Here is an 18,557-nt window from a genome sequence, read left to right as displayed (position 1 = left end):
CGTGGCGGAGCCCGCCCGCCGGTACCCGGCGATGCGCCGAAGGGGGTGGGTCCGCCGCTTTCGCTGGCGGGACCACTGTCAGGGCGCGCCCGGCAGGCGCACATCGGTGGAATCACCGGTCTCGGCGGCGGGTGCGGTCAGCCGCCCGACAGGCGGTACGCGTCCCGAGCCAGGGTCAGCGCGATCAGGTCGCGGGGGCGGGAGAGGGATTTCGACGTCAAGTGCTCCAGTCGGCGCAGGCGGTTGAAGACCGTGTTGCGGTGGCAGTAGAGGCGGCTCGCCGCACGGCCCGCCGAGCCCTCCGCCGCCAGCCAGGCGTCGAGGGTCTCCAGCAGCATCGACCGGTCCGCCGGGTCCAGGTCCAGCAGGGGGCCGAGCACCGCCTGGACCAGTTCCGCCGCGAGTTCGGGCTGGCGCACCACCAGCGCCGTGGGCAGCCGGTCTGCCAGTCGGACCAGCGTCCGCTCTTCCTGCCCGCAGGTCCGCAGCGCCGTTTCGGCCAGTCTTCGGGCCCGGCCCAGTTCGGCCAGTCCGTCCACCGCCGGGCTGATGCCGCCCGGCCCCGGACAGCGGTCCGCGAGTTCCGCCGCGAGGTCGGTCGGCGAGGAGTCGCCCAACGCCACCACGGCCAACTCCCGCTCCGTGCGCATCCGCCAGAACAGGCGCATCCCGCCCGCCGCCGCCACCCGGTGCACCGAGTCTCCCCGGTCCGCCGGCAGCACCACCACGGCGTAGCGCCCGTGCTCCGGCAGGTCCAGGGCGAGCGCCACCTGGGCGGCCAGGGCCGGGGCGGTGTCCCCCTCCAGCAGCGCGTCCAGCAGGGCCTGTACGCGCTCGTCGCTGCGCCTGCGCATCTCGACTTCCGCGGTGCGGTACGCCTCGGCGGTCGCGGTCGCCTGCTGCTCGATCCCCGCCCACATGGCCCCGGCCGCGCGGGCCAGTACCGGCAGGGCCTCCGGCTCCTTCTCGGTGACGGTGTCCAGCAGCGCGTCCCAGGTGAGCCGCCCGGCCCTGCGGTACGCGTAGAGCAGCAGGTCCAGCGGCAGACCCTGTTCGGCCCGGCGGCGGCCCAGCTCCTCTGCGTACACGAGATCCTTGCGCGGGGCGGACCGTCGTGCGGCGAAGGCCTCGATCCCGTAGTGCATGGCCTCGCTGACCTGCTGCCAGTGCTCGTCCCGCGGAACGGCCAGGTCGAACAGGGGCGAGTGCCTCGCCAGGTCCTCGATCAGCTGGTCGGTGAGTCCGGGGATGTCGGCGATCAGTACGTCCGCCGCCGACAGCAGGACCGACCATTCCTCTTCCGTGCGTGTTCTGCGTCCACCCATGGCCGCCGAGGATGTCACCCGCCCCCGCCGCCGTCAGGGGCGCGTGCGGCAGGTCTGTGCGGGTGCACAACGCGCTCGGATTCCGGCTGGTCATCGGCAGCGATTCCGCATCCGGCCGTGGACGGCCGCCCCGGCCCGGTGTTGGGGTGAGCGCCGGCACAAGTCCGCCCAGAGGAAGGAGAGGACGTGGGTTCGCTACAGGTGCGCGCGCTGTCCGTCGGCTACGGGCCGGTCCGGGCCCTGCGCTCCGTATCGCTCGACGTGCCCGCCGGCGCGGTGGTCGTCGTACTCGGCGGGAACGGCGCCGGGAAGTCCACGTTGCTGCGCGCGGTGTCCCGAACGCTCGGCTTCCACCGGGGCGCGGTGACGGGCGGGAGCATCAGTTTCGACGGCCGGCCGCTGGACGGGCTCGGTCCGGACCGAGCGGTCGCGGCGGGAGTGGTGCAGGTGCCCGAGGGACGGCAGGTGTTCACCCGGATGACCGTCGCGGACAACCTGCGGGCCGGGGCCCTGGGTGGCCGGGCGGGGGCCCGGGCCGACACGGCCCGCTCCCTGGCCCGGGTGCACGAGCTGTTTCCCGTACTGGCCCGGCGGGCGCGCCAGCGTGCCGGGCTGCTGTCCGGCGGCGAGCAGCAGATGCTGGCCCTGGGCCGGGCCCTGATGGCCCGCCCCCGGCTGCTGCTGCTCGACGAACCCACCCTCGGGTTGGCGCCCAGGATGGCCGCGACCATCGCGGAGACCATCACCGAGATCAACGCCTCGGGCGCCTCGGTCCTCCTCGTCGAGCAGAACGCCGCCCTGGCGCTGCGCCTGTCCTCGCACGCCTACGTCCTTGAGGTCGGCGAGGTCACCCTCGACGGCCCGGCCGCCGAACTGGCCGCCTCGGACGAGGTGCGCCGCCGCTACCTCGGCATCACGGACGAGGCCGATGCCGACGGGGCCGATCCCGTACCGGCGCCCGCCGGGGTACGCCGGGAACTGCGCAGGTGGTCCGCGTGAGCGCGCCCTGGTCCCCTCCCCCCGCGCTCACCGTCACCGACGTCACCGTCCGCTTCTCCGGTCTCATCGCGCTCGACTCCGTCTCCTTCAGGGTGGAGCCGGGCAGCGTCCACGCGGTCATCGGCCCCAACGGGGCGGGCAAGTCCACCTGCTTCAACGTGCTGTCCGGGGTGTACCGGGCCGCCGGCGGCAGCGTCCGGTTCGGCGACGCCGAGCTCACCGGCCTCGCCCCGCACGCCGTCGCGCGTCTGGGGGTCGCCCGTACCTTCCAGAACCTGGCGCTGCCCCCGCACACCACCGTCGCGGACAGTCTCCTGCTGGGCCGCCACCGGCTGATGCGATCCGGGTTCCTGGCCGCCGGACTGCGGCTGCCCGCCGCCGTACGCGAGGAGCGTCGGCACCGCGAACGGGTGCGGGAGATCGCCGAGTTCATCGGTCTGGAGGGTGACCTGGCGGCGCCCGCAGGCTCCCTCCCGTACGGAAAGCAGAAGCTCGTCGAGCTGGCCCGGGCGCTGTGCACGGAGCCCCGGCTACTGCTCCTCGACGAACCCGTCGCCGGCATGACCGCGGACGAGAGGCAGCGCACCGCCTCGGTCATAGCGGGCGTCCGGGAGGGTCTCGGCATCTCGATCGTGCTGGTCGAACACGACATGGGGGTGGTGATGCGGCTCGCGGACGCGGTGACCGTACTCGACTTCGGCAGGCGCATCGGCGGCGGGACTCCCGCCCAGGTGCAAAACGATCCCGCGGTGGTCCGCGCGTACCTCGGAGAGGAGGAACCGGCCGTATGACCACCTTCCTCGAACTGCTCCTCGGCGGGCTCTCCATGGGCTCCGTCTACGCGCTGATCGCCCTCGGCTTCGTGGTCATCTTCAAGGCGACCGAGGTGGTCAACTTCGCCCACGCCTCCCTGCTGCTCGCCGGCGGGTACGTCACCGCGACCCTGCACGACGAGCTCGGATTCTGGGGCGCCCTCCTCGCGGGCACCCTTTCGGCCGCGGCGGTGGGGGCGGCCGTCGAGTTCCTGGTGATGCGGCGCTACCGGGGTCAGGACCAGAGTGTCCTGGCGATCGTCACCATCGGCGTCGACATCCTCCTCATCACCGACCTCACCCGGCGCATCGGTACCGACGTGCTCTCGCTCGGTGATCCGTGGGGTGACCGCGTCGTCCACCTCGGCCCGGTGACGGTGCCGCAGACCCGGATCGCCGCCATCCTGGCCGCCGGCCTGCTGATCACCGTCTTCCTGCTCGTGTTCCGCCACACCTCCTGGGGCGTGGCCATGCGCGCCGCCGCCGAACGGCCCGAGACGGCCGCGCTGATGGGCGTACGGCTGGGTCGGGTGTCGCTCGCGGCGTGGGCGGTTGCCGGGGCGCTGGCCGCCGTGGCCGCTCTCTTCCTGACCGTCTTTCCCACGCCCGGACTGGAGCGAGCCACCTCCCTCGCCGCCCTCAAGGCTTTCCCGGCCGCCATCCTCGGCGGCCTCGACTCCACTTCCGGCGCCCTGGCCGGGGGGCTGATCGTCGGAGTCACCGAGGCGCTGGCCACCGGCTACCAGAGTCAGTTGGCCTTCCTGGGCCGCGGCATCGGCGACCTGGCTCCGTACCTGGTGATGGTCGTGGTCCTGCTGATCCGTCCCGCCGGACTCCTCGGCACGAAGGAGCTCACCCGTGTCTGACACCCGCAGCCCCGTGCGGCCCGCCGAGGCCGCACCACCCGGGGCGGCAGCCCGGCCGCGGCCGCTCGCCGCCCGGAACGTGTCGGTGACGGCCGCGGGTCTGATCCTCCTCGCGTTGCCGTTCTACCTCGACCCGTTCTGGCTGCAGGCAGGTCTGTTCGCCATCGCCGCCGCCATCGGGGCCATCGGCTTGAACCTGCTCACCGGGGCCACCGGTCAGTTGTCGATGGGGCACGCCTTCTTCCTCGCCGTCGGCGCGTACGGGTACTGCGCGCTCGCCGGGGACGGCGGTACGGCGGGCGGCCACACCTTGGTCGGCCTCGGCCTGCCGAGCTGGCTCGCCGCGGTGCTGGCCGTCGTCCTCGCCGGGGCGGCGGGCGGTCTCTTCAGCCCCATCGCCGGCCGCCTGCGCGGCGCGTACCTGGGCATCGCCACCCTCGCGCTGATCTTCATCGGCCAGCATGTGCTGTTCAACGCCACCAGCCTCACCGGCGGATTCAACGGCCGTGCCGTCGAGCCACTCTCCCTCCTCGGGTTCACCTTCGACGACACCGAGACCGTCATCGCCGCCGTCCCCTTCCACTCCGCCGAGAAGCTCTGGTACGTGGCGCTGGCCGCCCTCCTCGGCGGCGCCCTGTTCGCACGCGGGGTCCTGCGGGGCCGGCCCGGCCGCGCCATGAACGCCCTGCGCGATCACAGCACCGCCGCGGCGGTGATGGGCGTGGCGGTCGCCCGCTACCGGGCCGCCGTCTTCGTCCTGTCGTCCATGTACGCGGGGCTGGCCGGTGTACTGCTCGCCCTGGTCTTCCAGCGCACCGTCCCCGACCACTTCGGGATGGTGCTGTCCCTGGAGTACCTCGCCATGATCGTGATCGGTGGTCTGGGCACGGTCGCGGGCGCCGTCGTCGGCGCCGTCTTCGTCTCCCTGCTCCCCCAGTTGCTCACCCGCTACGGCGACGCCCTCCCGCTGGTGTCCTCCCCCGGGTCGGGCGGTGTCTCGCCGGGCGAGGCCTCCCGCTACCTCTACGGCGCGGCCGTCGTCGTGGTCGTGCTGTTCCTGCCCGGCGGCCTCACCGGCCTCGCTCGAATCGTCCGGACCCGCACCACACCCTCGAAGGAGCGAACGTGAACAGAAGAAGGCTCTCCGCCGCGGCCCTGGCAGCCGTCCTCGTGCTGACCGGCGCCGCCGGATGCAGCGGCAAGGCCAAGACCGGTGCCGGGGACAAGCCCGCCGCGGGCGGGGTCAAGGCCGGGGCCGGGGTGAGCGACACGACCATCCGCCTCGGCGCGCTCACCGACATGACCGGTGTCTACGCCTCCCTCGGCAAGAGCGTCACCCAGGCCCAACAGTTGTGGGTGAAGCAGACCAACGCGGCCGGCGGCATCTGCGGGCGCACGATCGAACTGACGGTGCGCGACCACGGCTACGACCCCCAGAAGGCCCTCGCGGCCTACACCGAGCTGGAGCCCTCGGTGCTGGGCTTCACCCAGTTCATCGGCTCCCCGTTCGTCGCCGCCGTCAAGCAGCGGATCGACGGCCAGGACAAGGGCCTGGTCATCCCGCAGGCCTGGTCCGCCTCGCTGCTGGGCAGCCCGTACGTCCGTACCGTGGGCGCGACGTACGACGTGGAGACCATCAACGCCGTCGGCTTCCTCCTCGACCGGAAGCGGATCGCCTCGGGCGACAGGATCGGGCACGTCTACTTCGAGGGCGACTACGGCGAGAACGCGCTGACCGGGGCCAAGGCAGCGGCCAAGGAGGCCGGGTTGACCGTCGTCGAGCAGAAGATCAAGCCGACGGACAATGACATGACGGCCCAGGTCGCCGCGCTCAAGCAGGCAGGGGTCAAGGCCGTGGTGGTCAGCGCCGGCCCCCGCCAGGCCGCCTCGCTCGTCGGGGTCGCCGCGGCCGGCGGCTGGAACGTGCCGATCATCGGCAACAACTCGGCCTTCTCCCCGCAACTCCTGGCCACCCCGGCGGGAGCGGCCCTCCAGAAGGACTACTACGTGGCCTCCTCCGCCCTGCCGATCGGCTCCACGGAGGCGGGCCCGGCCGCCCTGGCGTCCGCGTACAAGGCGGAGTACCCGGGCTCGGGGCTCGACAACGGTGTGGTGGCGGGCTTCACCGCCGGGGCCCTGTACGGCGAGGTGCTGAAGAAGGCCTGCGCCGCCAAGGACCTGACGCGCGAGGGCGTCCGCGCCGCGCTGCTGAGCCTGAAGTCCTACGACAACGGCTTCGGGATCACCCACGACTTCTCGGACCCGAAGGCCCCCTCCACCCGACAGAGCGTGATCATGAAGCCCGACGCGGCGGTGCCGGGTGGCATGAAGGTGGTGAAGGAGGCGGCGGCGGCGCCCGCCGCGACGACGTTCACGCCCGCCGTCTGAGACACCCCACGCGACGGTCCCGTACGAGGGCCGCCTCCGGACGCTGCGCGGCGTCCGGAGGCCCCCCTTGTCGGGGCAGACTGTCGGTCGCCCCGAGGGCCGGCTAGGGTGGAAACATGGATGATCCGCAGGACCCCTTCCCGCCCGTGGGGTTGGAGAGTGAAGAGCAGCACGTCGTCATCAGGGTCGGGGGTGAGATGGACCTGGATCGTGCGCCCATGCTGCGGGACGCCCTTCACGCGGTGATCACCCGGCCCGGCTGTCCGGCCGAGATCGTCGTGGATCTGAGCGAACTCACCTTCTGTGACTCATCCGGCCTCAATGCCCTCATCCAGTCCCGGCGCACCGCCCAGGACCACGGCCGGCGCATCAGCCTGCGGGCCCCTTCCCCGCCAATCCTCCACCTGTTGGAACTCACGGGTACCGAGAACCTGTTCCCGCTCACGGACACGTGACCGTCCCGAACCTCCGGAGTCCGCCGCGGGGCCGCCGGCCCCGCATCAGTTCCCCGTGCGCCACCGGTGGTGGGGAAGGTAGCGGACGTCGAACGCCTCCTCGGCGGCGCGGAACTCCTCGGGGGTGGGGACGCGCGGCTGTCGGGGCAGGCCGAACTCCTCGGTGGGAGCGCCGAGGTTCTCGAAGAACCGCTCGAAGGTGACACCGGGGCCGGCGGCCACGCCGACGACCCTGCTGTGGTGGCGCTCGATGCGGTAGGCGTGCGGGCAGTTCTTCGGTACGAACCCGAAGTCGCCCCCGCTGAGCAGCTTCTCGTGTTGCCGGCCCGTCGTGTCCTCGACGAAGAGCCGTATCGCGCCGTCGGTGACGTAGAACACCTCGTGGGTGTCCGCGTGGACATGGGCCGGGATGATGTCGCCCTTGGGTCCTTCGACGGTGAAGAAGTTGAAGCTGTTCTCGGTCTGCTCCCCGCCCGCGTAGACGGTGACCAGGTCGGTGATCAGATGCGCACGGTCGCCCATGCCCTTCTCCACGAAGTAGGGCACGCCGGGTTCGTCGGGGATGCGCGAGCGGGAGCGGTAGGGAGTGGTGAACTCCATGGTCATGGGAGACCTCCGGGTCGGGAGCCGAGACATTCGTCAGGCTACCTGACATTCATCGTCGGAGGGATGTGGCCAGGGTGGGGCGCTGCGGCAGTGGGGAGCGGGGAACGTCGCGTCGGTGGCTATGCTCAGATCCCCCGTTCTCCGAGGAGCCATGAGCCAGCCCGCCCCGAACCTGCCCCAGTTGCTCACCCAGGCCAAACGCTGGTTCGAGGACGCTCTCCTCGCCGCCATGCGGGCCGCCGGCGAACAGTCCGTGAGCCCCGCCCAGGCGGCCGTGTTCGCGACGCTCGACGGCGAGAGCGCTTCGATCGCGGACCTCGCCCGCCGGATCGGTGTCACCCGGCAGACCGCCCACCAGGCCGTGCACAGCCTGATCGGCATGGGCCTGCTGGAGCAGACGCCGGATCCGGCCTCGGCGCGCAGCAGTCTGGTCCGCGTCAGCGCCGAAGGGGCCCGTGTGCACCGGCGCGCGCTGGCGGCGATCGCGGTCATCGAGGACGTTCTGGCCGAGCGCATCGGGGTTGTCGCCGTCGCTTCGCTGCGGGACGCGCTGAACGCGCCCTGGGGCGAGCCGCCCCTGGTCGTTTCCCCCGACATCGACCAGGGGCGGCCGTCCCCGGTGGGACCTCCCCCTTCCACCGGCGGCGATCGCCCCCGGTAGGGCATCCAGCCCCGGCGCGCCCGTCAGGGAAGGCCTGACGGGCGCTCGTACAGGTCGCCACGGCGGGTCTCGGTGGCGGGGCCGTCAGGTGTGCCTGAGCAGTCCCACCAGGTGCTCCAGCCGCCGGACCCGGTCCAGCCCTTGCACCAGTACCCGTTGTAGGTGCCCCAGACCCTGAGGTCGATCCGGGACGACGACAGGTGGGTGACGTCCACCGCGCTCTTGGCCACTCCGCCCAGGTCGTGCCAGGGTCCCCAGCTCGCGCTGCCCGGGCTCAGCTGGTGGGAGTCGTAGACGTGGTTGTCGGTTCCGACGACGAACCACTGGTGGTGCCCGTCGGGCCACTGGACCAGCGTCGGGTCGTACTCGCAGATGTAGTAGCCCTGATGGCCCCCGACATTGATCCCGCAGGTCGAGGCGGACGCCGCCGCGGGCGCGGCGACGAGTGTGCCCACCGCCACGGCGGTGGTCAGCAGCCCGCGCAGGATCCGGCTGTGCAACTTCGGCATGATTCCCCCAGGTGGGTACGGGGTGGATTGGTGAACCAAGCCTCGCGGGGCCGCCGGCTCGGCACCACGTTTTCGTCCCTGCTCAATCGAACGCGGCGGTACGCTCGCGGTTGTGATCCAGCTTCGGCTGGGGCCGGACGACCTGGCCCGCATACGGTTCACCCTGTCTCCCCTGGAGGAGCTGGTACACAGCGTTCCGGTACTGACCGGGAGTGGGCAGCACATGGTGCACGGGCCCTGGCGGGCCAAGGCGCTCTCGGCGGTCGCAGGCATCGATCTCCGTGTACTCGCGGATCTCACCCGGGAGCCACGCTTCGTGGCCGACTTCCTCGCGGTCCCGCCCGAGGCGATGACCGGGCGGTTCGGCGACGAACTCGACGCGCTGGCGAGCACCCCCGCCGACGACGTGGTTCGTTCACTGGAGGAGCTGAGAGCCGGGCAGGGCCTGCCGGAGTCGCTGCGCCCGCTCCACGAACACCCCGAGCGGGAGCTGTCCCGGCTCGTCGCGACGATGACGCTGTACTGGCGCGCGGCGATCGAACCGGTGCCGCCGCGATTACGCTCCCTCGGCGACGCCGATGTTCCTGCGCAGCCCGTCCTGGCACCAGGCGCCCTTCGGCGCGGTCGGTCTCATCACCGACGCCACCTCGCTCGCGAGCCTCTACGACGACCTCGGCCGACCCGGCGGCCACATCGCACAGGCCCTGGGCCGGGAACTCTGGTCCGCACTGTTCAAGACCGCCGCCACCGGCACCGACGGCTTCCTCCGCGACACCGTCCGCTGGTCCCTCGGCTTCCGGATCGACGACAACGGCGAACCGGGCATGGGCGGCATCGGCGACAGCTGCGCCTGGTACTCCCCCGCTCACGGCTACTCGCTCGGCTACGTCACGCGCGGTCTGCACACCCGCGAGACGGCCTCCCTGCCGTTCCACTGTAGGCGGCGGTGTACCGGTGGGACACGCCCCCGGGGGCGCTCAGGGCGGGGTGTCGCCCGTGTCCCGGTGGGCCTGGAGGACCTGCGCCAGGTCGTCCAGTCGGTCCAGCCCGCGCACGGCCTGCGCCATGCGCGGGTTGCCCTCCAGCCGTGCGCGGTGCCGGTTCAGGAAGGACCAGTAGCCGACGGTGTAGGGGCAGGCCCGGTCTCCGGTGCGGTCGGCGGGTCGGTACCGGCAGCCCCCGCACAGGTCGCTCATCCGGTGGATGTAGGCGCCGCCCGAGGTGTAGGGCTTGGTGGTCATCAGCCCGCCGTCCGCGTACTGCGACATGCCCACCACGTTGGGCAGCATCACCCAGTCGTAGCCGTCGACGAAGCACCGGTGGAACCAGTCCGTCACCTCGGCCGGGTCCCAGCCCCGTTGCAGGGCGTGGCTGCCGAGGACCATCAGTCGGGGGATGTGGTGCGTCCACCCCGTGTCCCGGACCTGCGCCAGCACGGTGGACAGGCATCGGGCCCCGAGCGCGTCCGCGTCCAGCTCCGTGAACCAGGCGGGCAGCGGCGCGGTGTGGCGCAGTTCGTTCCGGTGCCGGTAGTCCTCGCCGAGGTGCCAGTACAGGTTCCACACGTACTCGCGCCAGCCGCAGACCTGGCGGACGAACCCCTCCGCGCTGTTGAGCGGGACGTGTCCGGACCGCCAGGCGTCCTCGGCCCGGCTCACGCACTCCCACGGGTCGAGAAGCCCGAGGTTCAGGGAGGAGGACAGCAGGCTGTGGCTCATCACGGGGTCGGCCGCCAGCATGGCGTCCTCGTGCGCACCGAAACCGGCGAGGCGGTGCGTGACGAAGTGGTCGAGCGCGGCCAGTGCCTCGCGGCGGGTCGCGGGGAAGAGGCGCGGGCCGTCGCGGCCCACGAAGGTGATGCCTTCCTCGCGTTCCCAGCGGTCCAGGTCCCGCCGGACTCCTTCGTCGATCTCGTCCTCGCGGGGCCGGTACGGCGGCGGTGCCCCCAGGGTGGTCTCGCCGCGAGGCGGAGGCTCGCGGTTCTCGTAGTCCAGGTTCCAGCGACCGCCCGCCGGCCGGTCGCCGTCCATGAGGATGTCGTGGGTGCGCCGGGTGTGTTCGTACAGGTTCTCCTGAAGCAGCCGCCGCCCCTTCTGCCGCGCCGCCCACTCGGCGAATTCCCGGTGTCCGACGAGGAACCCGCGGGCCGGGTGGACCGTGGCCTGCGGCAGCGAGTCCACCAGGGCGAGGGCGGCGCGGGAGGTGGGGTGGTGCACGGAGACGGGTGCGTCGCCCACGGCCCGCGCCAGGCCTTCCCGGTACGTCTCCGCCTCGACGTACTGGGTACTCCCACCGAGGTCGGCCGCCCGGTGCCGCATGGCGCTGAGGACCAGGTGGGCCTTGGCCCGGTGGAAGCGGCGACGGCGGAAGACCGCCCGGGATTCGATCAGCAGCCACCGGGTGTTCCTCGGCGTCCCGCCGGCGGCGGTGGCGGTGAAGTGCGGGCCGAGCTGGTCGCCGAACAACCAGTGCACTGGACTCATGGCCGCATCCAACCAATTGTGCCGGAGTCCGGAGCGAGTGACACGGCCGCCTCACATCGCTCGAACACGCTTTCGCACAACGCACTTCGTCCCGGCGTGGGCGAACCGTTGGATCGGTCAGCCGTGCCGGCGGCGCAGGAACACGAAGGTGGCGAGCGTCGCGACGACGGCGAGGGTCAACAGGATTCCGGTCTCGACCAGTTGCAGCGGCCAGAAGTGCGACTCGGGATGGAATCGGAGTCGAGTGCTGTCGAGACCGGAGACGTCCCAGCCGTATCCGTCCCGAGCGGGCCCGTCGGCGGCAGACCAGAACCGCGGGCGCAGCATGACGAGGGCCGCCATCACCGCCCCGATGACAGCCAACGCCGCGGCCATCGCGGGCAGTGTGCGCCCGATCAGCAGCCCGGCCACGGCGCCGACGGCGATACCGAAGAGCGCGTAGCCCACCGCCACCGGGCCGATCGTCGCGTAGACGGGGATGTCGTACCACTGGATCGGATACCAGATGTCCAGCGTGCCCCGCCGGGTCCAGGCCGCCAGCACGACGAACGCGGGCAGCACGAGGAGTACGGCTGCGATCGGCACCGCCAACTTGGCGGCGAGCCAGCGGGCGGGACTGACCGACTGGGTCCACTGGAACCGGTAGGTGCCGGATTCGAGCTCGCGCCCGATCAGCGGTCCCGCGACGAACGCACCGAGGAGCAGGGGCAGCGCGTTCACGGCCAGCGCGATGAAGAAGAACATCTTGTTGACGTACAAGCTTCGGGAGAGGAAGCCGCGGACTTGGATGCCGCAGCCGCGCACCGTGTTCTCCACCTCGCAGCCGCTCGCGGCGAGGTCCTCGGCCAGTGACCGGACGTACCAGCGGCCCGCGGGCAGGGCTATGGCGGCGATCAGCACCACGGCCAGGGCGCCCCACAACACACGGCGGTGCAGGCCGGCGGTGACCCGGACGGGGCTCCGCAGATCGAAGAGCGTCATGCCGCCACCTCCACGGCCGGGGTGAGCAAGGGTGGGGCGTCCGGGGCGCGCAGATGGGCGAGCAGCAGTTCCTCCAGGGTGGGTTCGACGGCCTGCCAGCCGTCCGTGCCGGTGCCGACCGGTCCTCGCGGCCTGATCAGGGCGGTGAGTTGGCGCCCGGTGGTTCGCGTGGTGACCACGGTGTGCGGGCCCAGGTCACGGACCGGGCCGGTCACCAGTGTGTGGGCGTGCAGGAGGTCGTCGACCGAGCCGCCGAGCCGGACGCGCCCGCCGTCGATCAGGAACAGGTGGTCGCAGGCGTCCTCCAGCTCGGAGAGGATGTGCGAGGACATCACGACGGTGGTGCCGTGCTCGCCGGCCGTCGCCAGCAGGGTGCCCATCAGCTCACGGCGGGCGAGCGGGTCCACATCGGACAGCGGTTCGTCCAGGAGCAGCAGCGCGGGCCGCTTGCCGAGGGCCAGGGCCAGGGCGACCCGGGAGCGCTGTCCCCCGGACAGGGCGCGGACGCGCCGGGACGGGTCCAGGTCACCGGCCTCCACCACCGCGCCCGCTGCAGCCGCGTCCCAGCGGCCGGGATTGAGGTCCGCACCCATGCGCAGGGTCTCGCCGATCGTCAACTGAGGGTAGAGGGGCTTCCCTTGTGCGACGTACGCGATGTCCTCGCGGGCCGGGGTCCGGACGGTGCCCTCGGTGGGCCTCAGCACGCCCGCGGCCAGGGCCAGCAGGGTGGACTTGCCGGCCCCGTTGGGGCCGACCAGGGCGCATATGCGGCCGGCGGGGAGTCGTAAGGAGCAGTCCCGCAGGGCCCAGCCGCCGCGCCGCCGGAACCTCCGCCCGAGACCGTGCGCTTCGATGGCTGCGGTCATTCCTCGTCCCCCTGGTCCGGTTCTCTGTGGTTCTGGTTCTGGTTCTGGGTCTGGGTCTGTTTCTGGCTCTGGCGCTGGGTCTGGGTCGGTTCGCCGGCGGTCGGTGGGCCGTCCCCCGGTTCGCCGTCGGATCCGCCGAGTACGGAGGTGAACAGTGCGGTGATGTCGTCGTGCTCCAGCCCCGCCCGCCGGGCCCGCGCCAGCCACTGGGCCAGCTCCGTGCGCAGCGCGCCGTCGGCGGCTCCGCCGTCGCCCAGCGTCCGGCGCACGAAGGTACCCAGCCCTCGGCGGCCCTCCACCAGCCCCTCGCGTTCGAGTTCCCGGTACGCCTTGAGCACGGTGTTGGGATTGATGGCGAGGGCTTCGACCACCTCACGGGCGGTGGGCAGTCGATCTCCGGGCTCCAACAGCCCGAGGCGGAGGGCCTGTTTGGTCTGCTGCACGATCTGGAGATAGGTGGCGACACCACTGCGCCGGTCGATGCGGTAGTCGACCACCAGAGCCCACCACCCTTTCACTAAGGAAGTAGTGAAAGGGTGGCGGGCCGACAGCGGGGCTGTCAAGAGCGGGCGCCGTACCGGCGTGCCGCCCCTCCGGCCGTCGGGACCGTCGGCTCAGCCGCGCCGCAACGTCACAACCGCTGTGGCGTCACGACCACTACGACGTCACCACCACTGCGACATCACGACTGCGACGTCACGTGGTCGATCACCGTCTTGAACTCTTCGGTGGGTGAGAAGTCCACGTACTCCACGTCCTCCATCGCTTCCGGGGCGTGCCCCGGTGCCCAGTAGAAGGCCTCCCCGGCGGTGTAGTCCCGTGTGCCGTCCTTCGTGTGCATCCGGAGCGTGCCTTTGAGCAGGTAGCCCCAGTGGGGGCACTGGCAAAGGTCGTCCGGCAGCCCCTTGAGCGCCGGAGCCATCTCCATCCCCTTGGAGAGGCGCATGAAGGCGACGGAGAAGCCGCCGCCGATCTCCTTCAGGCGCAGCTCCACGCCGTCGCCCGCGATGGCCACGGGGGCCTGGTCGCGCGTCGTCGCCGTCATTGTTCCTCCACGACTGTCGGTCCCGCCGTCCCGAGACTCCCCGCCCGCACTCCCAGTCTCCTCCGACCTCGCCCGGCCTGCGCGTTGTGCGGCGGTCCCCGTGCGGCGCGCGGCGGGTCCCTGCGCGGTGCGCGGCGGTCACGGTCCGGGCGGGTGGCCACTCCTGCGGAATCGTGGCGACATCTGCTGTTTGTCCTGGATTCCGCCGGTATGACTTCCTCATGATGCCCCCGCTGAGGTCGGTCCGATCGTGAGCGGTCCCCGCGTTCGCCGACACTGCTTCGGGGGGACCGCCCTGGGCGCGGCGTGCCAGAGCGCGCGTGCGTCCGGGGCGGTGCCACGTCGTCCGTCCTGTCAGAGGCCGCGCCTAGGCTGTCCGCACGGACCGGGATCAAGGAGCAGCGCAGTGCGGATAGAGCGTCATCAGGTGGGCGAGACCGTTGTTTCGGCGGCGCGCGAGAACTTCGCCGAACGGATCGGGGGGCAGGTCCGATCCATGTCGAGGGCCGGCCGGATGGCCACCTACGAATGGCAGTCGATCGCCGACGAGTTCCACGACTACCTGGGTGCCCTCTCCGTCGAGACGCCGGACCTCGATACCCCGGATGCTCAGGCCGCGCTCAAGGACGCGGCCGAGGCGGCCGCCGGCGCCGTGTCCTACGCGGCGTACCACCCGCACTGCACGTTCCAGGTCTTCCTCGACTACGTGAACTTCGGCATGAGCTACGACCCGGGTGACGGGGACGATGCCGAGGCGAGCGTCGCCCCCGGCGAGTGGATCGAAGCGTTCTGCCTCGCGCTCCTGAGGGACAAGGCGCAGTGGCACGGTGAGGCCTTCCACTTCGCCCGCGAGAAGTTCGCGGAGCAGGCGCAGGGAAGCCCTGCCGGGGAACTCGTCACGGGATTCATGGCCCAGGTCCTCGAGGACACCGGCAACGATGACGACCACCCGCCGAGCGCGCAGGCGAAGCTCGCCGCCATCGACGCCGCGCTGTCGCGTGTCGGCAGCCGGTCCCTGGAGACCGGCGCGAACCTCCTCGACCGGCCGGACAGTGTGGCGCTGCGGACCCTGCGCGCGGTGGCCGCCGAGGATCGGGAGGGGTTCGACGCCGGATTGGCCGCCCTCCTGCTCGCGCACAGCGCCATGAACAGCCCCGCTGCCTCCCCGAGCAGTCTCCTCCCGCTCCTGCCGCTCGGTCTGGCCGCGCTCGCCCACCGGACCCGCGGTTGGATGCCGGCTCTCCACACCGACTACCTGCCGCACGCCCTGGTCACGAACTTCGAGGCGCGCGGCCCGAGGGTGGGGGGCTTGGGTCGGGGCCGGCGGCCGGACGCGGTCGCCTCGCTCGCGGCGGGCCCGCTGGTGGTGGCGCGGCCGCCCGGCGGACAGCCTCGGAGCCCGGAGATCGAGGCCCGATGGGAGCAGAGCGCCCGGGAAGCCCTGACCGCGGAGGAGGGTAAGCCCCTCCCCGCGTCCCGGCTCGACCATGCCCTGCACTACCAGGAACTCCTCTTCAAGTGGCGCGCGGGCCATGCGGCCGACGTCACGGACGCCCAACTCGCGAACCTCCGGCTGGCCTCGCAGCTCGGGGCGGCCTTGTTCCGCATCGCCCTGGCGGAGCCGGGTACCGAGATCGAGGTGGCCGTCGACAACCACAAGCTGCGCTCCCCGGCCGCGCGGGGCGAGGCCGCGGGCGCCGCCAACTGGGAGAAGGCCGTCGCCTTCGCCCTGATCACGGGCGTACGCGAGGATCTCGCCCCCGTGGTCCTGGCCGGGCCCGCGATCGCCGGGAAGGACGGCTCGGCCTTCGCTTCGTACCGGGAGGCCCTCCACGCCTACCTGACGGGGGTCGATCCCGAGTCGGCGGCGGAGCGGGCGCTGCGCGGGGCCGAGCAGGCCAAGGAGTGGGGCTTCTTCCCGCCGCCCGCCGTACTGCTGTCGCAGCTGGTGGAGGGCGACGAGGAGAGTTTCAACCTGGCCCTGGCGGATGCCCTCGAAGCCCACCGCGACCACTACCAGGTTGCGGACCGCGCCGACACCATCGACGTGGCGATCGACCTCGACGTGCTGGCCTTGGCCTGTCACGCCCGACGCCGCGGCTGGGAGATCCGTGTCGAGTCCCCCTACCTCCCCCGGCGCCTCCTCGGGGCCGCTCGCCCCCTTGCGGAGCGTGTGGAGGACGTGACCCCGACGCTCTGAGCCGTGCGCTCGAACAATGAGCGCGACTTGGTGGCGTCCGCAGAGGAAGTCAGGAAGGCTGGGACACATGGTTTCGGTGGTACAGAACGTGGCGATCGATTGTGCGGATGCCCATGAGTTGGCCCGCTTCTGGAGCAGTGTGACGGGCCGTCCGATGGATCCGGATGTCAGACCCGGTGACCGGGAGACTCGGGTTCTTCTGGCGGAGGGCCCGGTGTTGTACTTCAACCAGGTGCCGGAGGCCAAGACGGTCAAGAACCGGATCCATCTGTGCCTGCGCCCTGAGACCTCACGTGATCAGGAGGTGGATCGACTGCTGGCCCTCGGTGCCACCTTCGTCGCCGATCACCGGAATCCCGATGGCTCGGGCTGGGCGGTCCTCGCCGATCCCGAAGGCAACGAGTTCTGCGTTCTGCGCAGTGAGTCCGACCGGGCCGCCATGGAATCCTGAGCACTGACACTGACACTGACACCTGGCCGGCTCGGCAACCGATCATCGGTTGCCTGCCGGTGATGGTGGTGGATGCAATGGCCGGCATGGTCGCCCAAGTGTGTCGAGGCGGCCGCGGCCGAGTCGTCACAGGGGAGACACCCACGCATGAGTACACCAGCAGTGCCGACCGGACCGGCGCGGGACGACGGGTCATCCGTACGGATCGGGGCTCTCGTTCCGCTGACTCGGCCGGGCTGGGTCGAGGCGGGTCAACACCTGCTCGCCGGAATGGAGTTGGCCGTTGGTGAGGTCAATGAAGCCGGCGGGATCGACGGCAGACCACTCGCGTTGGTGGTCCGGGACACCGCGGCCGATCCCCAGAGGGCCGCGGCGGCCGTGGATGAGTTGGCCCGCCTGGGCGTGGCTGCCGTGGCGGGGGAATACCACAGCGTCGTCGCCCGCGCCGCCGCTGCCAGGGCCGATGCCCTCGGCATGCCGTTCCTCTGTTCTTCGGCGGTTCTCGACGCGCTCACCGAACGGCCGACCGAGTGGGTCGCCCGCCTCGCCCCGGCGCAGTCGCACGGATGGCAGGTCTACGCCGACTTCCTCCTCGGCGCGGGCCACCGTCGCATCGCCGTGGCAACCCAGTCGAGTGTCTACTGGGCATCCGGGGCCCGCATCCTGCGCGAGCACCTCGCACCACGCGGCGGCACACTCGTCGAACTCGACACGCACACGCTCACCCCCGAGGCCCTGTGCGACGAGCTCGTCGACCAGCGGGCGACAGCTCTCCTTCTCCTCGCCGGCCAGCCGGAACCGGCAGTTCCGATCGTCAAGGCCGTACGCCACGACCAGCGCCTGGCCGAGATGCTGATCGGTGCTCCGGCCGGGCAACCGGAGTTCGCCGAGTGGGCGAGGCTGCTGGGCGCCGAAGGCGCCGCGATCCCCTTCTTGCGCTACCTTCCCGAACGTCTCGACCGACTCGGTGCACGCGTGGAGACGGACCTCCGCGCACGTCTGGTCGGAGCACCCTCCTTCGTCGCCTTCGAGGGCTACGACACGATCATCGTCCTCGCGGATGTCCTGCGTTCCCACGGCACGGACCGGGCGCGCATCGCCGGTTCCTGGCCGAGTGTTGCGGTCGAAGGCACCCGCGGGCAGATCCGGTTTCCCCGCGTGCCGGGCATCGGCGTGCGGCAATGGGCTTGGCCGCCGGTCCAAGTCGTCGATCGGGATCCGAAGGACCCGGATCACTTCCGGATCCTTCACACGGGCTGAGACAGCGCCTCGGTCCGGCGATCCGGATCCGGTCGCACACGCTCGACGACGCGGCGGTGCGGGCCGCCCCTTCAGGGACGGCCCGCATGCCGTGTGTTCCGCACCGGCTTCACATCAAGGATGCGGCCGGCCCTCGACGTCGGTTGCGGATGCCGACCACCGCGGCGAACGGCAGGGCGATGAGGAGGGGCAGGAGCAGCGCGTCCAGGGCCCCCACGATGACGCCGATCGCCGCGAACGGCAGGCTCGCCAGGAGAACCGCGGGGGCCGTACGCAGCCGGGCGAAGACCTGTCGGCCGGCCAGCAGCAGCCCCGCGACGGTCGGCAGGAGGGCGGGCAGCGTGTTCAGCGGGTACGGCAACGGCCACAGTGCGGGCGCCATGGTCAGTACCGCCGTCCCCGCCAGCGCGGCGACGACCCCGACCTTCGAGAGGCGCGGACGCAGCGTCGGACGCAGGTCCGGTGGGCAGAGCCCGGCGACCAGGGCCGTGAGGAGCGCCGGCCCGCTGAAGAACATCGCGAACTCAGCCTCGATCCACCGCGTGATCTCTGGTCACGCGGTGTGATTGTTTTCGGGGCGGGTTTCCGGTTTTGGGCAGGGTGGGTTTCCGGCTGGCCGCTGCCGGTGGCGGGTTCTCCAAGGTCTTCCA

Annotated in this window: 19 protein-coding genes; 10 read left to right on the top strand and 9 right to left on the bottom strand. The window is 71.6% G+C overall.

Translation table 11 applies throughout. The features are described 5' to 3' along the window. Positions 1 to 137: 137 nt before the first annotated feature. The gene (locus tag OTB19_RS30885) at positions 138 to 1,325 is read right to left on the bottom strand and encodes a PucR family transcriptional regulator (protein ID WP_267801955.1); all 1,188 of its coding nucleotides are present in this window, start codon (positions 1,323 to 1,325) and stop codon (positions 138 to 140) included. A gap of 186 nt (positions 1,326 to 1,511) precedes the next feature. On the opposite strand from OTB19_RS30885, the gene OTB19_RS30880 reads away from it, so the two are divergent. From OTB19_RS30880 to OTB19_RS30855, 6 genes are all read left to right on the top strand, one after another. Next, positions 1,512 to 2,324 carry an ABC transporter ATP-binding protein gene (locus tag OTB19_RS30880; RefSeq protein WP_267801954.1) on the top strand — a complete coding sequence of 271 codons (813 nt, stop codon included), beginning with the start codon at positions 1,512 to 1,514 and terminating at the stop codon, positions 2,322 to 2,324. Further along, positions 2,312 to 3,115, top strand: coding sequence for an ABC transporter ATP-binding protein (locus tag OTB19_RS30875; protein WP_420716951.1), 804 nt, complete (start codon positions 2,312 to 2,314; stop codon positions 3,113 to 3,115). Before OTB19_RS30880 ends, OTB19_RS30875 begins: the two co-directional genes overlap by 13 nt. Further along, positions 3,112 to 4,002 carry a branched-chain amino acid ABC transporter permease gene (locus OTB19_RS30870; RefSeq protein ID WP_267801952.1) on the top strand — a complete coding sequence of 297 codons (891 nt, stop codon included), beginning with the start codon at positions 3,112 to 3,114 and terminating at the stop codon, positions 4,000 to 4,002. The genes OTB19_RS30875 and OTB19_RS30870 overlap by 4 nt, the downstream gene beginning before the upstream one ends. Next, positions 3,995 to 5,131, top strand: coding sequence for a branched-chain amino acid ABC transporter permease (locus OTB19_RS30865; RefSeq protein WP_267801950.1), 1,137 nt, complete (start codon positions 3,995 to 3,997; stop codon positions 5,129 to 5,131). Before OTB19_RS30870 ends, OTB19_RS30865 begins: the two co-directional genes overlap by 8 nt. Further along, entirely contained in the window at positions 5,128 to 6,390 is a 1,263-nt protein-coding gene (locus tag OTB19_RS30860) for an ABC transporter substrate-binding protein (RefSeq protein WP_267801948.1), read from the top strand. Before OTB19_RS30865 ends, OTB19_RS30860 begins: the two co-directional genes overlap by 4 nt. A 116-nt stretch (positions 6,391 to 6,506) precedes the next feature. Continuing rightward, on the top strand, positions 6,507 to 6,845 hold the full coding sequence (locus OTB19_RS30855; protein WP_267801946.1) for an STAS domain-containing protein: 339 nt from the start codon (positions 6,507 to 6,509) through the stop codon (positions 6,843 to 6,845). Between the two features lie 45 nt (positions 6,846 to 6,890). Here OTB19_RS30855 and OTB19_RS30850 read toward each other — a convergent pair whose 3' ends face one another. Then, on the bottom strand, positions 6,891 to 7,451 hold the full coding sequence (locus OTB19_RS30850; RefSeq protein WP_267801944.1) for a quercetin 2,3-dioxygenase: 561 nt from the start codon (positions 7,449 to 7,451) through the stop codon (positions 6,891 to 6,893). Positions 7,452 to 7,602: 151 nt separating this feature from the next. Between OTB19_RS30850 and OTB19_RS30845 the strand changes: the two genes are divergently transcribed. Further along, positions 7,603 to 8,112, top strand: coding sequence for a MarR family winged helix-turn-helix transcriptional regulator (locus OTB19_RS30845; protein WP_267801942.1), 510 nt, complete (start codon positions 7,603 to 7,605; stop codon positions 8,110 to 8,112). Between the two features lie 23 nt (positions 8,113 to 8,135). On the opposite strand, the gene OTB19_RS30840 is transcribed toward OTB19_RS30845, so the two are convergent. The 6 genes from OTB19_RS30840 to OTB19_RS30815 form a co-directional block, all read right to left on the bottom strand. Further along, positions 8,136 to 8,621 carry a hypothetical protein gene (locus tag OTB19_RS30840; RefSeq protein ID WP_267801941.1) on the bottom strand — a complete coding sequence of 162 codons (486 nt, stop codon included), beginning with the start codon at positions 8,619 to 8,621 and terminating at the stop codon, positions 8,136 to 8,138. Between the two features lie 977 nt (positions 8,622 to 9,598). Then, positions 9,599 to 11,104, bottom strand: a complete 1,506-nt coding sequence (locus OTB19_RS30835; RefSeq protein ID WP_267801940.1) for a cryptochrome/photolyase family protein — start codon at positions 11,102 to 11,104, stop codon at positions 9,599 to 9,601. A 117-nt stretch (positions 11,105 to 11,221) separates the two neighbouring features. Further along, complete coding sequence (locus tag OTB19_RS30830; protein ID WP_267801938.1) at positions 11,222 to 12,085, bottom strand: hypothetical protein; 864 nt, start codon at positions 12,083 to 12,085, stop codon at positions 11,222 to 11,224. Beyond that, positions 12,082 to 12,951 carry an ABC transporter ATP-binding protein gene (locus tag OTB19_RS30825; protein ID WP_267801937.1) on the bottom strand — a complete coding sequence of 290 codons (870 nt, stop codon included), beginning with the start codon at positions 12,949 to 12,951 and terminating at the stop codon, positions 12,082 to 12,084. Before OTB19_RS30825 ends, OTB19_RS30830 begins: the two co-directional genes overlap by 4 nt. Continuing rightward, positions 12,948 to 13,448 (bottom strand): GntR family transcriptional regulator, encoded by a 501-nt coding sequence (locus tag OTB19_RS30820; protein WP_267801936.1) that lies wholly within the window; start codon positions 13,446 to 13,448, stop codon positions 12,948 to 12,950. Before OTB19_RS30820 ends, OTB19_RS30825 begins: the two co-directional genes overlap by 4 nt. Before the next feature lie 185 nt (positions 13,449 to 13,633). Beyond that, positions 13,634 to 13,996 (bottom strand): hypothetical protein, encoded by a 363-nt coding sequence (locus OTB19_RS30815; protein ID WP_267801935.1) that lies wholly within the window; start codon positions 13,994 to 13,996, stop codon positions 13,634 to 13,636. A gap of 406 nt (positions 13,997 to 14,402) precedes the next feature. Between OTB19_RS30815 and OTB19_RS30810 the strand changes: the two genes are divergently transcribed. The 3 genes from OTB19_RS30810 (at position 14,403) to OTB19_RS30800 (ending at position 17,907) form a co-directional block, all read left to right on the top strand. After that, a complete protein-coding gene (locus OTB19_RS30810) occupies positions 14,403 to 16,196 on the top strand; it encodes an immunity 49 family protein (protein WP_267801934.1) in 1,794 nt (597 codons plus the stop codon). 67 nt (positions 16,197 to 16,263) lie between these two features. Further along, complete coding sequence (locus tag OTB19_RS30805; RefSeq protein WP_267801933.1) at positions 16,264 to 16,647, top strand: VOC family protein; 384 nt, start codon at positions 16,264 to 16,266, stop codon at positions 16,645 to 16,647. A 147-nt stretch (positions 16,648 to 16,794) separates the two neighbouring features. Beyond that, a complete protein-coding gene (locus tag OTB19_RS30800) occupies positions 16,795 to 17,907 on the top strand; it encodes an ABC transporter substrate-binding protein (protein ID WP_267801932.1) in 1,113 nt (370 codons plus the stop codon). A 109-nt stretch (positions 17,908 to 18,016) separates the two neighbouring features. Here OTB19_RS30800 and OTB19_RS30795 read toward each other — a convergent pair whose 3' ends face one another. Next, entirely contained in the window at positions 18,017 to 18,424 is a 408-nt protein-coding gene (locus OTB19_RS30795; RefSeq protein WP_267801931.1) for a hypothetical protein, read from the bottom strand. Positions 18,425 to 18,557 lie beyond the last annotated feature (133 nt).

The sequence above is a fragment of the Streptomyces sp. H27-H5 genome (genome assembly GCF_026627505.1).
Classification (GTDB): Bacteria; Actinomycetota; Actinomycetes; order Streptomycetales; family Streptomycetaceae; genus Streptomyces.
This window is presented reverse-complemented; position numbering and strand designations above follow the sequence as displayed.